The sequence below is a fragment of the Bacillus paramycoides genome (genome assembly GCF_001884235.1).
GTDB lineage: Bacteria > Bacillota > Bacilli > Bacillales > Bacillaceae_G > Bacillus_A > Bacillus_A paramycoides.
The window spans coordinates 40370-57005 of sequence record NZ_MAOI01000068.1; the positions used below are offsets into that span (position 1 = coordinate 40370).

The 16636-nt window shown below is 34.9% G+C and carries 18 protein-coding genes and 1 pseudogene; 11 read left to right on the forward strand and 8 right to left on the reverse strand.

Annotated features, from left to right (window positions below; genetic code table 11):
• The first annotated feature begins 71 nt into the window (after positions 1–71).
• Positions 72–683, forward strand: coding sequence for a sporulation membrane protein YtaF (ytaF, locus tag BAU28_RS12260; RefSeq protein ID WP_071718695.1), 612 nt, complete (start codon positions 72–74; stop codon positions 681–683).
• A gap of 115 nt (positions 684–798) precedes the next feature.
• Positions 799–954, forward strand: coding sequence for a hypothetical protein (locus tag BAU28_RS30410; protein WP_081806694.1), 156 nt, complete (start codon positions 799–801; stop codon positions 952–954).
• Positions 955–986: 32 nt separating this feature from the next.
• Here the strand turns inward: BAU28_RS30410 and BAU28_RS12265 are convergent, their stop codons facing one another.
• Positions 987–1328, reverse strand: a complete 342-nt coding sequence (locus tag BAU28_RS12265; RefSeq protein ID WP_002174732.1) for a DUF3969 family protein — start codon at positions 1326–1328, stop codon at positions 987–989.
• Positions 1329–1504: 176 nt separating this feature from the next.
• Complete coding sequence (gene glsA, locus BAU28_RS12270) at positions 1505–2434, reverse strand: glutaminase A (protein ID WP_071718696.1); 930 nt, start codon at positions 2432–2434, stop codon at positions 1505–1507.
• A gap of 323 nt (positions 2435–2757) precedes the next feature.
• Between glsA and nagE the strand changes: the two genes are divergently transcribed.
• From nagE to BAU28_RS12300, 6 genes and pseudogenes are all read left to right on the forward strand, one after another.
• The gene (nagE, locus tag BAU28_RS12275; protein ID WP_048375662.1) at positions 2758–4260 is read left to right on the forward strand and encodes an N-acetylglucosamine-specific PTS transporter subunit IIBC; all 1503 of its coding nucleotides are present in this window, start codon (positions 2758–2760) and stop codon (positions 4258–4260) included.
• Between the two features lie 264 nt (positions 4261–4524).
• On the forward strand, positions 4525–5775 hold the full coding sequence (locus tag BAU28_RS12280) for a serine hydrolase domain-containing protein (protein ID WP_071718697.1): 1251 nt from the start codon (positions 4525–4527) through the stop codon (positions 5773–5775).
• 106 nt (positions 5776–5881) lie between these two features.
• A pseudogene (locus tag BAU28_RS12285) lies at positions 5882–6095 on the forward strand (hypothetical protein).
• A gap of 152 nt (positions 6096–6247) precedes the next feature.
• On the forward strand, positions 6248–8497 hold the full coding sequence (pflB, locus tag BAU28_RS12290; protein WP_071718698.1) for a formate C-acetyltransferase: 2250 nt from the start codon (positions 6248–6250) through the stop codon (positions 8495–8497).
• Between the two features lie 68 nt (positions 8498–8565).
• The gene (pflA, locus tag BAU28_RS12295; RefSeq protein ID WP_002174737.1) at positions 8566–9297 is read left to right on the forward strand and encodes a pyruvate formate-lyase-activating protein; all 732 of its coding nucleotides are present in this window, start codon (positions 8566–8568) and stop codon (positions 9295–9297) included.
• 411 nt (positions 9298–9708) lie between these two features.
• Positions 9709–10875 carry a diglucosyl diacylglycerol synthase gene (locus BAU28_RS12300; RefSeq protein WP_048375668.1) on the forward strand — a complete coding sequence of 389 codons (1167 nt, stop codon included), beginning with the start codon at positions 9709–9711 and terminating at the stop codon, positions 10873–10875.
• 379 nt (positions 10876–11254) lie between these two features.
• Here the strand turns inward: BAU28_RS12300 and BAU28_RS12305 are convergent, their stop codons facing one another.
• The 4 genes from BAU28_RS12305 to BAU28_RS12320 all read right to left on the reverse strand — a co-directional run bounded on the left by BAU28_RS12305 (position 11255) and on the right by BAU28_RS12320 (position 14605).
• Complete coding sequence (locus BAU28_RS12305) at positions 11255–11374, reverse strand: YfhE family protein (RefSeq protein WP_002174739.1); 120 nt, start codon at positions 11372–11374, stop codon at positions 11255–11257.
• Positions 11375–11484: 110 nt separating this feature from the next.
• On the reverse strand, positions 11485–12042 hold the full coding sequence (locus BAU28_RS12310; RefSeq protein ID WP_048375670.1) for a GNAT family N-acetyltransferase: 558 nt from the start codon (positions 12040–12042) through the stop codon (positions 11485–11487).
• A gap of 241 nt (positions 12043–12283) precedes the next feature.
• On the reverse strand, positions 12284–13414 hold the full coding sequence (locus BAU28_RS12315; protein WP_002174740.1) for an amidohydrolase: 1131 nt from the start codon (positions 13412–13414) through the stop codon (positions 12284–12286).
• A gap of 285 nt (positions 13415–13699) precedes the next feature.
• Positions 13700–14605, reverse strand: a complete 906-nt coding sequence (locus tag BAU28_RS12320; protein ID WP_025148690.1) for a TIGR01777 family oxidoreductase — start codon at positions 14603–14605, stop codon at positions 13700–13702.
• An 81-nt stretch (positions 14606–14686) separates the two neighbouring features.
• Between BAU28_RS12320 and recX the strand changes: the two genes are divergently transcribed.
• The gene (gene recX, locus BAU28_RS12325) at positions 14687–15499 is read left to right on the forward strand and encodes a recombination regulator RecX (RefSeq protein ID WP_025148689.1); all 813 of its coding nucleotides are present in this window, start codon (positions 14687–14689) and stop codon (positions 15497–15499) included.
• A gap of 9 nt (positions 15500–15508) precedes the next feature.
• On the forward strand, positions 15509–15826 hold the full coding sequence (locus BAU28_RS12330) for a YfhH family protein (protein WP_002174743.1): 318 nt from the start codon (positions 15509–15511) through the stop codon (positions 15824–15826).
• A 64-nt stretch (positions 15827–15890) separates the two neighbouring features.
• Here the strand turns inward: BAU28_RS12330 and BAU28_RS12335 are convergent, their stop codons facing one another.
• Both BAU28_RS12335 and BAU28_RS12340 read right to left on the reverse strand, forming a co-directional pair.
• Complete coding sequence (locus BAU28_RS12335) at positions 15891–16043, reverse strand: YpzG family protein (protein ID WP_033795415.1); 153 nt, start codon at positions 16041–16043, stop codon at positions 15891–15893.
• 42 nt (positions 16044–16085) lie between these two features.
• On the reverse strand, positions 16086–16244 hold the full coding sequence (locus BAU28_RS12340; protein ID WP_002113845.1) for a small, acid-soluble spore protein K: 159 nt from the start codon (positions 16242–16244) through the stop codon (positions 16086–16088).
• A gap of 122 nt (positions 16245–16366) precedes the next feature.
• Here BAU28_RS12340 and BAU28_RS12345 point away from each other — a divergent pair, with 122 nt between their 5' ends.
• The gene (locus BAU28_RS12345) at positions 16367–16633 is read left to right on the forward strand and encodes a YfhJ family protein (protein WP_071718699.1); all 267 of its coding nucleotides are present in this window, start codon (positions 16367–16369) and stop codon (positions 16631–16633) included.
• The last annotated feature ends 3 nt before the right edge of the window (positions 16634–16636 follow it).

A 16636-nucleotide genomic window follows, 5' to 3' on the forward strand; every position in this document is an offset into this window, starting at 1 on the left:
AAACGGACAGGCACAGTTGCTCAACATTTTCATAATATGCATGGAAAAGTGAGAAAAGAGGTGACTGTGCAATGAGTACAGCAGGTTTATTGTCAATTTTATTAATCGGAATTGCTTCTAATTTAGATAATGCGGGTGTAGGGATTGCTTACGGTATTCGTAAAATCCGGATTTCATGGTTTAATAACTTTGTCATTGCATTTTTTGGATTTTTATTTACTTTATTAGCTGGATTTTTTGGGAATTGGATTTCATTATTTATTTCAGATTTTACGGCAAATCTTATCGGGGCAGCTGTGCTAGGAATAATTGGTGTGTTTATTTTATGTCAGCCATTTTTCAGTAAAAAAGAAACAGTAGAAAATAAAGATGATGGTGTACTTATGGGGATTTTACGTAATCCAGAAAAAGCGGATTTTGATGGTTCTAAAACAATTAGTTTTTCAGAGGCACTTGTATTAGGAGTTGCATTGTCAATTAATAATATTGCAGGTGGATTTGATGCAGGGGTAACAAATTTAAATCTTTGGCTTACAGCAATTATTTCTGGGATATTTAGTTTCATTTGCATTAGTGGGTTTGCGTATGTTGGGAAAAGATTTTTAGCGGAATATTTAGGGAAATGGGCAACAGTTATTGCAGGGGTGTTATTAATTCTTATTGGAATAGATCAACTATTATAAGAAAAGTAAAAAGCAATATTCGAGTATTTCCTTGGAAATACATCAAAGGGCTGCATATATCGACAGTAGTTTTTGCATACTAATTATTGAACGCTTTAATGAAAGGGGAATCTATATGGGACGTGGAAAAGCATTTGATCATAAGAAAAAAGGTGATCATAAGCCTCCTAAAGGTGCTTTCATTCATAAAGATGTAAATGAACATACTTTAGAAGAAGAAGAGCTACCTGTTAATATTGAAACGTATAAAAATAGTTTAAAAAAACATTAAAAAAACATTAAAAGCACCTACATAGGTGCTTTTTAGCGTATATCTTCAATTAGTTGTTCAGATTCTTCGTGCATGCTGTATTCACTTAAAACTTGAATACAAAGCCATTTTAGCTCTTCAATACTATGCTCAAGTTCTTCAGGAAGCACATGGTGAATATCTTCAAGTCCCATTCCGAAATGAATAAGTTCTAATACTTGATCATCGATGTTCCGATCCATTAATAGTTCAAGCACTTCTAAATTGAATATGTATCGGTGTGCTTCATCGAGTGAAACAACTTTTAGCTTCAAACTTTCTACAATACTCAATATAAAAAGAAGAATTGTTTTTTCAAGAACAGGTTGTTTCGCCATTTGAAATATCAGTTTCATCTTTTACACCTCCACATATAGCGCTAGGTTGTACTATATTATTCAGGAGGGGGGAGCAAATATGCATAATAAAGAGAAACTTTCCTTAATGTTTTTGGGCAGCATATTAATGCCTAGTGGAACTGAAATTTTCATGAAATAAAAAATCCTGCTAGTATAGCAGGATAACTTCCGAATTAAAATATGCTCCAACTTTCTTGAGCAGAAAGGAGTTCAAGAATTTTAAAACCAGCGATACTATTTCCGTTTGCATCTAAAGCTGGTCCGAAGATCCCGATTCCCATTTCACCTTTTACGCAACCGAAAATACCACCGGCTACACCACTTTTCGCAGGGATTCCAACACGTATTGCAAATTCACCAGATTCGTTATACATTCCGCAAGTAACCATAAATGTTTTACAAATCTTTGTAATATGTTTTGGGATAATTTGTTTCTTCTTATATGGATCATATCCGTCCATTGCAAAAATTAAACCAATACGTGCTAAATCGATACAGTTAACCTCAATTGCACATTGACGTGTATATAAATCCATAAGTTCTTCAATATCGCTATCAATAATACCGTTTTGTTTCATATAGTAACAAAGTGAACGGTTTAAGTAAGCTGTCTCTAATTCAGAAGTGGCAACTTTAGAAGAATAATTAATAGTAGGATTATCTGTTATTTCACGTACAAATCGAAGAATGCGTTCCATCTTTTCTTCGTTATTATTACCAGCAAGCATACTTGTAATAGCTAATGCACCTGCATTAATCATTGGATTAAGAGGTTTGGAAGGGCTTGTTGTTTCTAGTTTAATAATAGAATTAAATGGATCACCAGTTGGTTCCATTCCGACTTTAGAAAATACATATTCTTCACCACAATCAAAAAGGGCAAGGGCAAGTGTAATTACTTTGGAAATACTTTGAAGAGTAAATAATGTTTGTGAGTTACCAGCATGAATATATTCTGTCTCTTTATGGAAAATGGCAATACCTAAATCATCTGGATTTGCATTTCCTAGTTCGGGGATATAAGTAGCAAGTTTTCCTTTTTTCGTATATGGTTTTACTTGTTCTAACAACTGTTGTAAGTTGTTTGTTTCAATGCACTGCATAGTACCAACGCTCCTATTTCGAATTAACTAAGTTTACTATTCCCGATATGCTCGGAAATAAATAATAACATGAAAAAGTGGAATGATAAAACGAAAGTTATCTGTGCTATAATAAGTTTTTTTGCCTGTATATTTTGTAGTTAGTAAGGAGAATTTTCCTTTTATATAACAGTTTTGAAATAGAAAACTTATCCATAAAAAGTTCGAAAATAAAAACTACACATCTATACAACTATATGTTATTATGGTTATGTAATAGAAAGCGTTTTCTAAAGCGTAATTATAATGATAACGATTTCATAAATTTGATAGGGGGAATTAAAATGTTGCAGTTTTTACAACGTATTGGTAAAGCGTTAATGCTTCCAATCGCCGTACTACCAGCAGCAGGATTATTGCTTCGTTTAGGGCAACCAGATGTATTTGATATTCCTGTTATGGCACAGGCCGGTGCAGCTGTTTTTGATAATTTAGCACTTATTTTTGCAATCGGTATTGCAATCGGTCTTTCAGTTGATGGTAGTGGTGCCGCAGGTCTTGCAGGTGCAATTGGTTATTTGGTTATGAAAAACAGTATTGATGCCCTTAGTAAGGGATATTCTACTGCAGAATTACAAGATAAATTAGGTAAAGTTCAAGATTTAATAGGTAATAGCGCAAATGTAGATCCATCTAAGCTTGCAGATACAATGACACAAGTATCTAAGGCAGCCGAATTATCGACTAAAGTGGATATGAAAGTTTTAGGTGGTATTATTGTCGGTGTTATAGCGGGATTCCTTTATAATAAATTCCATAAAATTAAACTTCCAGAATGGTTAGGTTTCTTTGCTGGAAAACGTTTCGTTCCGATTGTTACATCGGTTGTGATGCTAATATTAGGAATTCTATTCGCACAAATTTGGCCAGCAATTCAAAATGGAATCGATGCATTAGCTCATGGAATTGTTAATTTAGGTGCAATTGGTTCAGGTCTGTTCGGTCTATTAAACCGTCTATTAATCCCAATTGGTTTACATCACGTAATGAACACATACTTCTGGTTCGTGTTTGGTGACTTTACAAATGCAGCAGGTAATGTTGTAAATGGTGATATCGCTCGTTTCCTTGCAGGGGATAAAACAGCAGGTATGTTTATGACTGGTTTCTTCCCAGTTATGATGTTCGGTTTACCAGCAGCATGTTTCGCAATGATTGCAGCTGCTAAACCAGAAAAACGTAAAATGGTTACAGGTATGTTAGGTGGTCTAGCATTAACTTCATTCTTAACTGGTATTACAGAACCAATCGAATTCTCATTCATGTTCTTATCACCAGTATTATATGGTATTCATGCAGTATTAACAGGTCTTTCTTTATTCATTACAACAACACTTGGCATTCACGATGGTTTCACATTTAGTGCCGGTGCAATTGATTACTTCTTAAACTTTGGTATTGCAACAAAACCAGTGTTACTAGCGGGAATCGGTTTAATTTACGCAGCAATTTACTTTGTAGTATTCTACTTCTTAATTAAGAAGTTCGACTTAAAAACTCCTGGTCGTGAAGATGACGATGAGTTAGTTGAAGATGGTGATGCACCAGTTGCTGGTTCAATTGGTGAAACTTATGTAACTGCTTTAGGTGGAAAAGACAATTTAACAGTTATTGATAACTGTGCAACGCGTCTACGCCTACAAGTGAAAGATGCAGGTTTAGTAAATGAACCAGCATTAAAACGCGCAGGTGCAAAAGGTGTTATGAAATTAAGTAACACAAGTGTACAAGTTATCGTAGGTACAAACGTTGAGTCTGTTGCTGATGATATGAAAAAGCACGTATAAATAATTAGATAAGAGGATATCCCGAAAGATTGATAATAACGGTCTTTTAGAGGATATCCTCTTTTTTTATGTTAAAAAAATAACGTGAATCTTACTTTTGTAAATTTTCTTTTTCTTTTTTGTACATATAGGTTGGTAATATGTTCGGTGCGTGATAAAGTAGGGATGACATAGAATGGAGTGTCTTTAATCTACAGAAATGATGTGGAAAAAGTCTTGTGTAGATGAATTAAATTATCGGTAAATAAGGGGAAAAAGGTAATCATGGATCAGGAAAAAAATACTGTTAATGGGAAAGCAAATCGGTCGATTGTATACATAAAAAGAACAATTATTCTAGCCCTACTATTTTCACTTGTATATTTCATGTATACAAAAATTGTTGCGCATCATAAAAAAGAGGAAACTTTAAAAGCAGCAGCAGAAATGAAGAAACAAGAAGAGATAAAAAAGCAAGAAGAAATGAAGAAGCAAGAGGCTCAAAAACAAAAAGAATTGAAAGAACAGGCAGAACTAGCAAAGCAAGCACAAGTAATTGAGAAGCAGGCAGAAGGGCCGCCCCAAGAAATTAATGAAAACGCTCAATTGGATCAATATTTGCAGGGCACAGGTTTTAGTGGGACAGCTGTTATTGTGAAGAATGGGAAAGTCCTTTTGAATAAAGGATACGGTATGGCGAACAAAGAGAAGCAAGTACCGAATAATTCGGAAACGGCTTTTTATATTGGCTCTATCTCAAAGGCGTTTGTAGCAACGGCTATTATGCAGCTGAAAGATCAAAATAAATTACAAGTAGAGGATACAGTTGCAAAGTATATTCCGGATTTTCCTCAAGGTAATGGTATTCAGTTAAAACATTTATTAACACATACATCAGGAATTCCTGAATATGAGCAGGGAAAAGATGATATTTCTCATGAGGAATTGATAAAGCGAATAGGAAACCAAAAGCGTATTGGGGCTCCAGGAGAGAAATGGAAGTATTCAGATTCGAATTACTCCATACTTGCCTACATTGTTGAAAAAGTAAGCGGGCAACCATTAGAAGAATATATTAAACAGCACATCTTTGCTACTGCTGGTATGAAGCATTCTGGTTTTGGTAAAGCGTTAGAACAAACAAGATTCCCATCAACTGGTTATAAAATAGTAAATAATAATATGACAACACCTAATATTCCGAGCATGTCACAACTATATGGTTGCGGTGATATATATACAAGCGCGCATGATTTATATTTATTTAATGAAGCGTTATTCTCTGGAAAATTAATTTCAAAAGAGAGTTACAATCAAATGTTTACAGCTGTGAAAAAGGATTATGGATTTGGATGGTATGTAGATCCGGGAAGTTATTCGAATCACGGTGTAATGCCAGGTTGGAATTGTTTAAATGGATTTAGTAAAAATGGAAGTGTGTATGTTGTTTTATTATCTAACATTCAAAATAACATTAAATCCTTTGGTAAAGTGAATAATGACATTTACACGATGTTACGAAAAATAGAAGTGTAAAAGACTGTCCTTTTTGGATAGTCTTTTTTTTCAAAGAAGCGCTTGGAAATAGAAATAGAGGAGTTATATAGCGGTTCTGGAGGAGTGCTGGACTTAAAAGCCTACACTGATTAAAGCTTCACTTTATCTTATTGTGAAAAGAAGTGTACCTAATAGGTACACTTCTTTTCAGTCTGCTATAAAAAACTATAACAGATTAGGAGATAAGAGTATTACAGCTCTACAATGGGTATCGTTCTTATATTACAAAATAGGACTCGTATATAAGGGTGCAAAAAATACAATTAAAGAAAGGGTTAATTACAAAGGATTTAAAATGAAGTTTACACTATGTATATAGTAGTTTGCTCAACATTTCACAAACATGTCACAACTATTTCGTCCACTTCCGAAAAAAAGTAGTATTCTAAGTGTGTAAGCTGTTATATAAAAAATCTTAGTCCTGTACTAATCAAAAATGGAGGAGATTAGGATGACTCAAGTATTAGAAAATGTAAAAAACGCGTGGGAAAACTTTAAAGGTGAAAAATGGAAAGCAGAGATTGATGTTCGCGATTTCATTTTAAATAATGTAAACGTTTACGAAGGGGAGGACTCTTTCTTAGCGGGAGCAACTGAAGCAACGAAAAAACTTTGGGATCAAGTAATGGATTTAACAACAAAGGAACGTGAAAACGGTGGCGTTCTTGATATGGATACAAAAATTGTTTCTTCTATTACATCACATGAACCAGGATATTTAAATAAAGATATTGAAAAGGTAGTCGGTTTCCAAACTGATAAACCATTTAAACGTTCTTTACAACCATATGGTGGTATTCGTATGGCAGAACAAGCTTGTGAAGCTTATGGATATGAAATGGACAAAGAACTTAGTAGTATTTTCAGAGACTGGCGCAAAACTCATAACCAAGGTGTATTTGATGCATATACACCAGAAATGAAAGCAGCTCGTAAATCAGGCGTTATTACTGGTCTTCCAGATGCATATGGACGTGGACGTATTATCGGTGATTATCGCCGCGTAGCGTTATATGGTATAGACCATTTAATTGAAGCGAAAAAAGCTGATTTTAATTTAACTGGTGGTGTAATGAGCGAAGAGACAATGCGTTTACGCGAAGAATTATCTGAGCAAATGCGTGCACTTCAAGAATTAAAACAAATGGCTGCTTCTCATGGCTTCGATATTTCTAAGCCAGCAACAAATGCACAAGAAGCATTCCAATGGTTATACTTTGCTTATCTTGCAGCAATTAAAGAACAAAACGGGGCAGCAATGAGCCTTGGACGTACTTCTACATTCTTAGATATTTATATTGAAAGAGATTTAGCAAATGGTACTTTAACAGAAGAAGCAGCACAAGAAATTGTTGACCATTTCATTATGAAATTACGTCTTGTGAAATTTGCAAGAACACCTGATTATAATGAACTATTCTCTGGAGATCCAACTTGGGTAACTGAATCTATCGGTGGTATTGCACTAGACGGTCGTCCATTAGTAACAAAGAACTCATTCCGTTTCTTGCATACATTAGATAATTTAGGGCCAGCACCAGAACCAAACTTAACAGTTCTTTGGTCTAAACAATTACCACAAAACTTTAAAAACTACTGTGCGAAAATGTCTATTAAAACATCAGCAATTCAATACGAAAATGATGACATTATGCGTCCAGAATATGGTGATGACTACGGTATTGCTTGTTGTGTATCTGCAATGAGAATTGGTAAACAAATGCAGTTCTTTGGAGCACGTGCAAACTTAGCAAAAGCATTATTATATGCGATTAACGGCGGTAAAGATGAAAAATCAAAAGCTCAAGTTGGTCCTGAGTACGCACCAATTACTTCTGAAGTATTAGATTATGAAGAAGTTATGCATAAGTTTGATATGACAATGGAATGGTTAGCGGGTCTATATTTAAACACATTAAATGTTATCCACTACATGCACGATAAATATAGCTATGAACGTATTGAAATGGCACTTCATGATACAAACGTTCTTCGTACGATGGCAACAGGTATCGCGGGTCTATCTGTAGTAGCAGACTCTTTAAGTGCAATTAAATATGCAAAAGTAAAACCAATTCGTGATGAAAATGGTATTGCAGTTGATTTCGAAATCGAGGGAGATTTCCCTAAATACGGTAACAATGATGATCGTGTAGATGAAATCGCAGTAAATCTTGTGAAAACATTTATGAATAAGCTTCGCAAACATAAAACATATCGCAATTCTGTTCATACAATGTCAATCTTAACAATCACATCTAACGTTGTATACGGTAAGAAAACTGGTAACACTCCAGATGGACGTCGTACTGGAGAACCATTTGCACCAGGTGCAAACCCAATGCATGGCCGTGATACAAAAGGTGCATTAGCGTCATTATTATCTGTAGCTAAATTACCATATGAAGATGCACAAGATGGTATTTCTAATACATTCTCTATTATTCCAAAAGCGCTTGGTAAAGAAGATGATGTACAAGTACGTAACTTAGTATCTATGCTTGATGGATACGCAATAAAAGAAGGACATCACTTAAATATTAACGTATTTAATCGTGAAACATTAATGGACGCAATGGAGCATCCAGAAAAATATCCACAATTAACAATTCGTGTATCTGGTTACGCTGTTAACTTTATTAAATTAACTCGTGAACAGCAAATTGATGTAATTAACCGTACAATGCATGAAAGCATGTAAGTAAAAAAGTGCCCCTCTGCTTTTAATATATGGTGGAGGGGGGCTGTTTCAATAAAGGAGGAAGTAACATGGTAAAAGGAAGAATACATTCTGTAGAGTCTTGTGGTACTGTTGATGGCCCAGGGATTCGTTATGTCATATTTACACAAGGGTGTTTATTACGTTGTCAATATTGTCATAATGCTGATACGTGGGAGATTGGTAAGGGAAAAGAAATAACAGTTGAAGAAGTGATGCAGGATGTGACATGTTACCTTCCATTTATTGAAGCTTCTGGAGGCGGTATAACGGTTAGCGGTGGAGAGCCACTACTACAGTTAGACTTCTTAATTGAGTTGTTTAAAAAGTGCAAAGAAGCTGGTATTCATACAACAATCGATTCTTCTGGCGGTTGTTATTCTGAAGAACCAGAATTCCAAAGCAAGCTAAATATTTTAATGGATTATACAGATTTAGTTTTATTGGATTTGAAGCATATTGATTCAAAGAAACATCGTAAATTAACAGGGAAACCCAATGAACATATTTTACAATTTGCTCGTTATTTATCAGACAGAAAGAAACCAATTTGGGTAAGACATGTATTGGTTCCTGGCGTTACTGATGGTGAAGAAGATCTGCAAAAATTATCAAGCTTTATTCAAAGCTTATCTAATGTTAAGAAAGTGGAAGTGTTGCCATATCATAAGCTAGGTGTCTATAAATGGGAGGCACTTGGACATAAGTATCCACTTGCAGATGTGAATCCACCGACAGAAGAAAATGTTGAACATGCGAAACATATTTTAAAAGCAGTCTAATCCATATATTGGATTAGGCTTTTTGTTTCTTCATAAGAAAATATAGAGTATATATTTAGAAAGGAGTATACTGAAAATAGAATATCCATATTTTTGTAAAGAATAAGCGGAGAAATTTACATAATTGTAAAGGGAAATCAAAATAGTAAAAAGAATTAAGAAGTAAAAGAATGAGTATCATGGAATATAGAACGTTTGTAAGTTATTGCGAAAGCTCTTATAGGAAAGTATAATGTAAAGATATGAGCACAGATAGGATTAAGGGGTCAATCTTATATGCTTTGCATATCCACGACAGGTACATAGCTAACAGGAGAGTATTGGAATCCGAGTATGTAATTTTTAAGGAAAATGTTTTTCCTATTGTCGTATATGCAATATGGAGAAACAAAAAGCTAGGAGTGGATTTGTTTGATAAAAAACCCCAAGGTTTTAATATTAACTGCACATTACGGTAACGGTCATGTGCAAGTAGCAAAAACATTAGAACAAACATTTCGCCAAAAAGGAATCAAAGATGTAATCGTGTGCGACTTGTTTGGAGAATCACATCCAGTTATAACCGATATTACAAAATATTTGTATTTAAAAAGTTATACGATAGGAAAAGAATTATATCGTTTGTTTTATTACGGTGTAGAAAAAATTTATGATAAGAAAATAGCATCTTGGTATGCGAATTTTGGGAGAAAACGTTTGAAATCGCTCTTACAGGCGGAGAAACCGGATATTGTTATCAATACCTTTCCAATCATCGCTGTACCAGAATTGAAAAAACAAATAGGTATTTCTATTCCTGTTTATAACGTATTAACGGATTTTTGCGTGCATAAAATATGGATTCATCGAGAAGTAGATCGTTATTTTGTAGCAACTGATCATGTGAAAAAAGTGATGGTTGATATTGGTGTGCCTTCAGAGCAAATTGTTGAAACAGGGATTCCGATTCGTAGTAGTTTTGAGCTAAAGATAAATCCAGAAATTATATATAATAAATATCAGTTATGTAAGGATAAAAAGATTTTACTAATTGTAGCAGGTGCTCATGGTGTGCTTGGGAGTGTAAAAGAACTATGCCAGTCATTTATGTCAGTACCAAATTTACAAGTAGTTGTCGTTTGTGGGAAAAACGAAGCTTTAAAGCAGGATTTATTGGGACTACAGGAGAAAAGTTCTGATGCTTTAAAAGTATTTGGTTATGTTGAAAATATTGATGAGTTATTCCGTGTTACTTCTTGTATGATTACGAAGCCAGGTGGTATTACATTAAGCGAAGCAGCAGCATTACAAGTACCTGTCATTTTATATAAGCCTGTCCCAGGACAAGAAAATGAAAATGCGTTGTATTTTGAAAGAAAAGGGGCTGCAGTTGTAATCCGTGATGACAGTGAGGTTTTTGCAAAAACAGAGGCGTTATTACAAGATGATATGAAGCTTCTCCAAATGAAAGAAGCCATGAAGAGTATTTATCGTCCTGAACCGGCAGGTCATATCGTGGATACAATTTTGGCAGAAAATCATGCAGAGCCGAATCATATACCTATTAAATCACCAGCTCTTGCCGAATCTTTTACTTAATATGAAACCCCTCTTTTAAACTTTTAAAGAGGGTTTTTTATTATTTTAACAAAAATAAACGTGCATCATTAACTTATCCACAAAGGATTGCGTTTTTATTAGACAGTAAAGTCGGAATATTAACAACTATATCCACATAGTCCACAATTTTTAGAAAAATATCCACAATTCTTACATTTGGTATTCGTTTAAATAAATGAATTTGTAAAATGTTTTTTGAATTTATGCACAATTGTACAGGTGTTGTGGATAAAGTTGTCCACAGAAAAAGGTTCCTTATTTATAAGGAACCTTTTTCAATTCTATCCTATCACTTAGAAAAAATTATGTAATGAAAATGAATAATTAGGGGGAAATCTTCTAATTATTCATTTTCACTTTAAATACCTTTTGAGCGATAACCCGCTGCACGATCTGCTTTTCGGAATTCTCGTTGATAGAGAACTTCTTGTGTACTAGATAATGTGTTTTTTGCTTTATCACGTTTCTTTTTATCCATTACAAATCACCTCGTGTCCTAAAGTCACTATCTATCGTTTCCAAAGACATGGGGTGATATACATATATGTTAAACTAGTATTGATTAATTATCATTTCTGAAATTTTAGATTATGCTTCTTTTAATTGGTGTGCTTCTTGGAAGGCTGTATCTCGCATTGTTGCAAGTGTATATTGATCTTTTGGAATTTCATATAAGTTATATACTTCTTCATGCGCGTTAATTTCATCATAAACGGCTTTTCTTGTTTCGTTTGCTAGATTTACATATTGTAGTTTTTCGGCAGCTTTAATAGAACGGATATTTATTTTACGAATACGCATAAAGATCGTTTCAATATCTAATTCATAGAAAAGTTCGCTAAAAAATGAATCTTTTGCCAATTTATTATATCCTTTACCATGATATGGTTTGCCAAGCCATGTCCCGAGGAATCCGGCTTTTTCTTGCACATCAAATAAAGTAATCGTGCCGATGGGGTTACCCCATTCATCTAAAATTGTGCGTGAGATCAATTCTCCACGCTCTTCGGCTTCAATTGTTTGTTTCGTTAAAAATAAATATTCTTCATAAGAATAAGCCTTTTGACGCACAAAAGGGAAGACAGCTGGATCCACCATTAACTCGTATAGAACGTGGCTGTCGTGTAAGTCGCGTTTTTTCAACATACTAACTCCTCCTCACACGAGGGTAGCATGACGAAAAAACACCCCACCCTCGAAATTTTTATATCAATCTTTAAAAAATTTCGGGGTGGGAATCGAACCCACTAGAACCAGTTTATAACGCTGGTGGCGCACCATTTGCCTTCCCCATTCATCAATTTGAAAATGATAATCACGACACAAATTGATTATGGTTTCATTCAGTTTATAATCGTATAATACTTTATCTAGTCAAAAAAATAAACTAGTTTTTTTTATTTTTTTTGTAAATTATTTTTCCGTCAATCATCGTGAGTACAGGCTTGGCTAAATAATGGAAAGGATGGTGAGTCCACAACACGAGATCAGCATCTTTTCCAACTTCAATGCTTCCAATTCTATCCTCTAAACGTAAATTTCGAGCTGGAAAAATAGTGATTCCTTCCAACGCTGTTTTTTCATCTAATCCTTCTCTTACTGCAATGGCAGCGCAAACATTTAAATATTGAATAGGTGTATAAGGGTGATCTGTTGTAATAGAGACTTCTATTCCACTTTTCGATAATATATGGTAAGTATCCCATGTTTTGTTTTTAAGTTCGATTTTTGAACGTCGTGTAAGAGTAGGGCCAACTGAAATCTTTAAATTGTGTTTCGAAAGTTCCTCAACAATAAAGTGTCCTTCAGTACAATGTTCAATACGTAAATCAAGATTGAATTCTGTCGCAAAGCGTAAAGCAGAATTAATATCATCTGCACGGTGAGCGTGGATACGTACCGGTATTTCCCGGCGGAGTGCTTTTAAAATAGGAAGCATTCGAAAATCAGCTTCATGTCCGTAGTGTTGTGCTTCGTAGAAGGATTCTCGAAGCAAGCCCATAATTCCCATACGTGTAATTGATTCTTTTGTTCCGTTGCTATGGACCTTTTTAGGGTTTTCTCCAAAGGCAATTTTTAAACCAGCAGGTTCTTGAATAATCATATGATCAATACAAGTTCCAGCGGTTTTTATGACACAAGTAGTACCCCCTATAATGTTTTGGCTTCCAGGCATAACGTGAACAGTTGTAATTCCATTTTGTACAGCATCTTGAAATGCAATATCAAAAGGATGGATTCCGTCTAAAGAACGGATATGCGGTGTTGAAACTTCAGATGTTTCATTCGCATCATTGCCAGCCCAACCGGTACCTTCATCGTAGAGGCCAAGGTGAGTATGGACATCAATAAATCCAGGTAGGAGATGAAGAGCTCGTGCATCTATAACGGTCATATCTTGAGTAGGATCAATATAAGGTTTAACCGCGGTGATTCGTTCTCCTGTAACGAGTACATCTCCTTGAAACTTTTGGGATGTAATAGGATATACAATGGCTTGTTTGAGCAGTATTTTCATAGATACCTCATTTCCGTCACCTTGTAATGTGTGTACTATAAGTTTAGACAAAGCAACTGAAAGGTTTTTCGTGTAGTAATGCTCCGGAGTCTAGAAAATGAAAGTTTTGGAGGGGATAAAGTAAAGGGGATTCATCCCCCACTGATTATTAGCCCTCACAATCGGGCTTTTACGGGCAGTCGGTCCCCGCCAAACTTATTTGCTTTACAGTTGAATTTTGAGGTGAGAGTCTTATCGTCTGCAAATAGCGGGATAAGTTCCCTTTAAAACTGTATTTTAGAAGTACTACATTGTATGCAAGAGTATATTTTGTAATGCATGGTTTATTGTTGGAAATGTGTATTGATATCCATATTCAATAGCTTTATTAGGTAATACATGTTGTCCTTCTAATACGAGTATACTCATCTCACCGAGTAAAGCGCGAAGTACAAATGGAGGAACAGGTAACCAATGAGGTCGTTCGGTTATAGTGGCAATGGTTTTACCGAATTCTTTCATCCTTATCGGTGTTGGCGCTGTAATATTAAGAGGCCCGGCAATGTCTTTTTTGTGTATGATGAAATCAATCATGCGAACGACATCATCTAAATGAATCCATGATAACCATTGGTTTCCAGATCCAATTGTACCTCCGATATATAATTGATAGGGGAGTAACATTTTTGGAAAAGCGCCTCCATCTGCCCCTAATACGACTCCAAATCTTGCATAGATAGTTCTTATTCCAAGGGAGCGGGCTTTAGATGCTTCTTGCTCCCATAAATATACTGTATTTGCTAAAAAGTCATTCCCAGGAGTCTCTTGTTGTTCTGTAAAAGATTCGGTTTCAGATGTTCCATAGTATCCAATAGCACTTGCGTTAATAAATGTGTGTGGTTTTGTTTTGAGTGCTTGCAATTGTTTAATGAGCCCTGTTGTTGTTTGAATCCTACTATTTAAAATTGTTTCCTTTTGTTTCTTTGTCCATCTACTATTAATAGACTCCCCCGCTAGATTAATAATTACATCGATAGAAGAGAGGGGAAAAGTGTGTAAGTCAGGTGTCCATTGTACGTATTGAAGGTTAGGATTTGAAGTTTCATCTACCTTTTTTCGAGTAAGAATATAGACGGTATATCCCTTTTGAATAAAAAAACTAGAAAGGTATTTGCCTATAAAGCCAGAGCCACCAGAAATTGCGATTTTCACAAGAATTTCCTCCTCATTATATATATTCTTGAAAAGCAAAAATGTTTCTTGACTATGTTAAAATAATAGAGAGGTGAGAGTATGGCTGTCATTACAAAAATAGAAGTACAAAAACGATCGAAAGAACGATTTAATATTTATATTGATAAAGGTCAAGGTGAAGAGTACGGATTTAGTGTAAATCAAGTAATCTTAATGAAACATGGATTACAAAAAGGTTTAGAAATTGATGAAGTAGAGTTAGGAAATATTTTGTACAATGAAGAGGTACAAAAAGCATATTTACAAGCCATTTCCTATTTATCATATCAGATGAGAACAAAACAAGAAGTAGAAGATTTTTTACAAAAAAAAGAAGTGGGGCAGGCCATCATCTCTGAAGTCATTTCGAAATTATTACATGATCGATATATTAATGATAAAGAGTACGCCACTTTGTATGTACGAACGCAAAGTAATGTAAATCAAAAAGGCCCAACTGTTATTAGAAGAGCGCTGATAAGTAAAGGTGTTCAGGACCTAATCATTACACATAGTTTACAAGAGTATCCAAAGGAGAAGCAAATTGAAAATGCTTTAGTTCTTATAGAAAAGAAGAAAAAATCTTATCAAAAGCATTCATTTTTACAAATGAAACAAAAGTTAGAAGAAATGCTTGTTCGTAAAGGCTATTCTAGAGATGTGATTCAAATTTGTCTTGAAGAATTGAAAGACGAAAAAGATGACGAAAAGCAGCAAGAAGCGTTACACTATCATGGGAATAAATATTATGAGAAATATAAGAAGTATGATGGATGGACATTCGAAAATAAGATGAAACAAGCGTTATATCGAAAAGGATTCTCTATTGATGAGATAGAGATATTTTTGCAAATGAAACGAGAAGAAGGATGAGGGAATAAGATGAATATACCAAAACGCTACAGTGAAATGACACCACATGAGCTTCGAGAAGAAATTGGGGTTTTGAAGGAGCAAGCAGTAAAGGCTGAGCAACTTGGAATTGTAAATGAATTCGATGTATTAATGAGAAAGATGGCTATGGCTCGTGCTTATATGACTGATATAAACAAATTCCATATTGGTGAGACATATGAATTAGTAGAAGAACCTGGTATATTATTTAAAATTACGTATTTCAATGGGGTATTTGCTTGGGGATATAAGCAAAATGATAATGAAGAGATTGGAATACCAATTTCCTTGCTGCAGGAAAAATAAAAACCAGAGAGTGAATATCTCTCTGGTTTTCATCTTTGGTAGGCGTTAAAGGAGATAGGAGATTCTAAAATTGGCGTTTTTTAGATTCATTTGCCAATATAATGAGAGACTGGGTTTGTTGCGTCTGTCCGTTAACTTGCGCTTTCGCATGTTTCGGACGAGTCCACGTATGGTTAAATAATTCAGAACGACTATCTAAATGGTCACGGTAGCTCATCTTTATCACCTCGTGTAGGAAGTTAATTTAGTTTAGTTTGTACTACTCTTCCTGCTGATTTGCAGCACGCATACGTTCTTGTGGGTGCGTGTTAATTGTGCCGTTAGGTCTTTTCGAAGCGAAGCGTGATTTCGCCTTCGGCTGACCTTCGATTTTGCTGTTATTTTTTGATTCAGACCAAAATTCGGCTTGTCTACCCATTAAGAACGCCCCCTCATTATCAGTTGATACCTCTTTAAGAAGTATCAATTATAGAATGTGCAAAATAGAAAAAACTATCCTTTAGAAATTAAGGGAATAAATAGGTAAAAGGAGAATAGAACATGAATGATATTTATGAAGCATTAACAAAAGAATTATTAGATAAGAATGACAACCTTTCTTACGCACAAGCTCGTGCATGGGTTGAATTACTGTGGGAAGATTTTCAAACAACTTATGCTAAATCAGGCCGTTACCAAGGTGATGAAATGACTGAGCAAGTGGTACGAACATGGATTAATAATCATGGAGGGCGCCTTCATGAAATGCGTACAAATAATCCGAAGTATAGCCATTTGATCAATCAAGAAGATCATTTGAAACATTAAAAA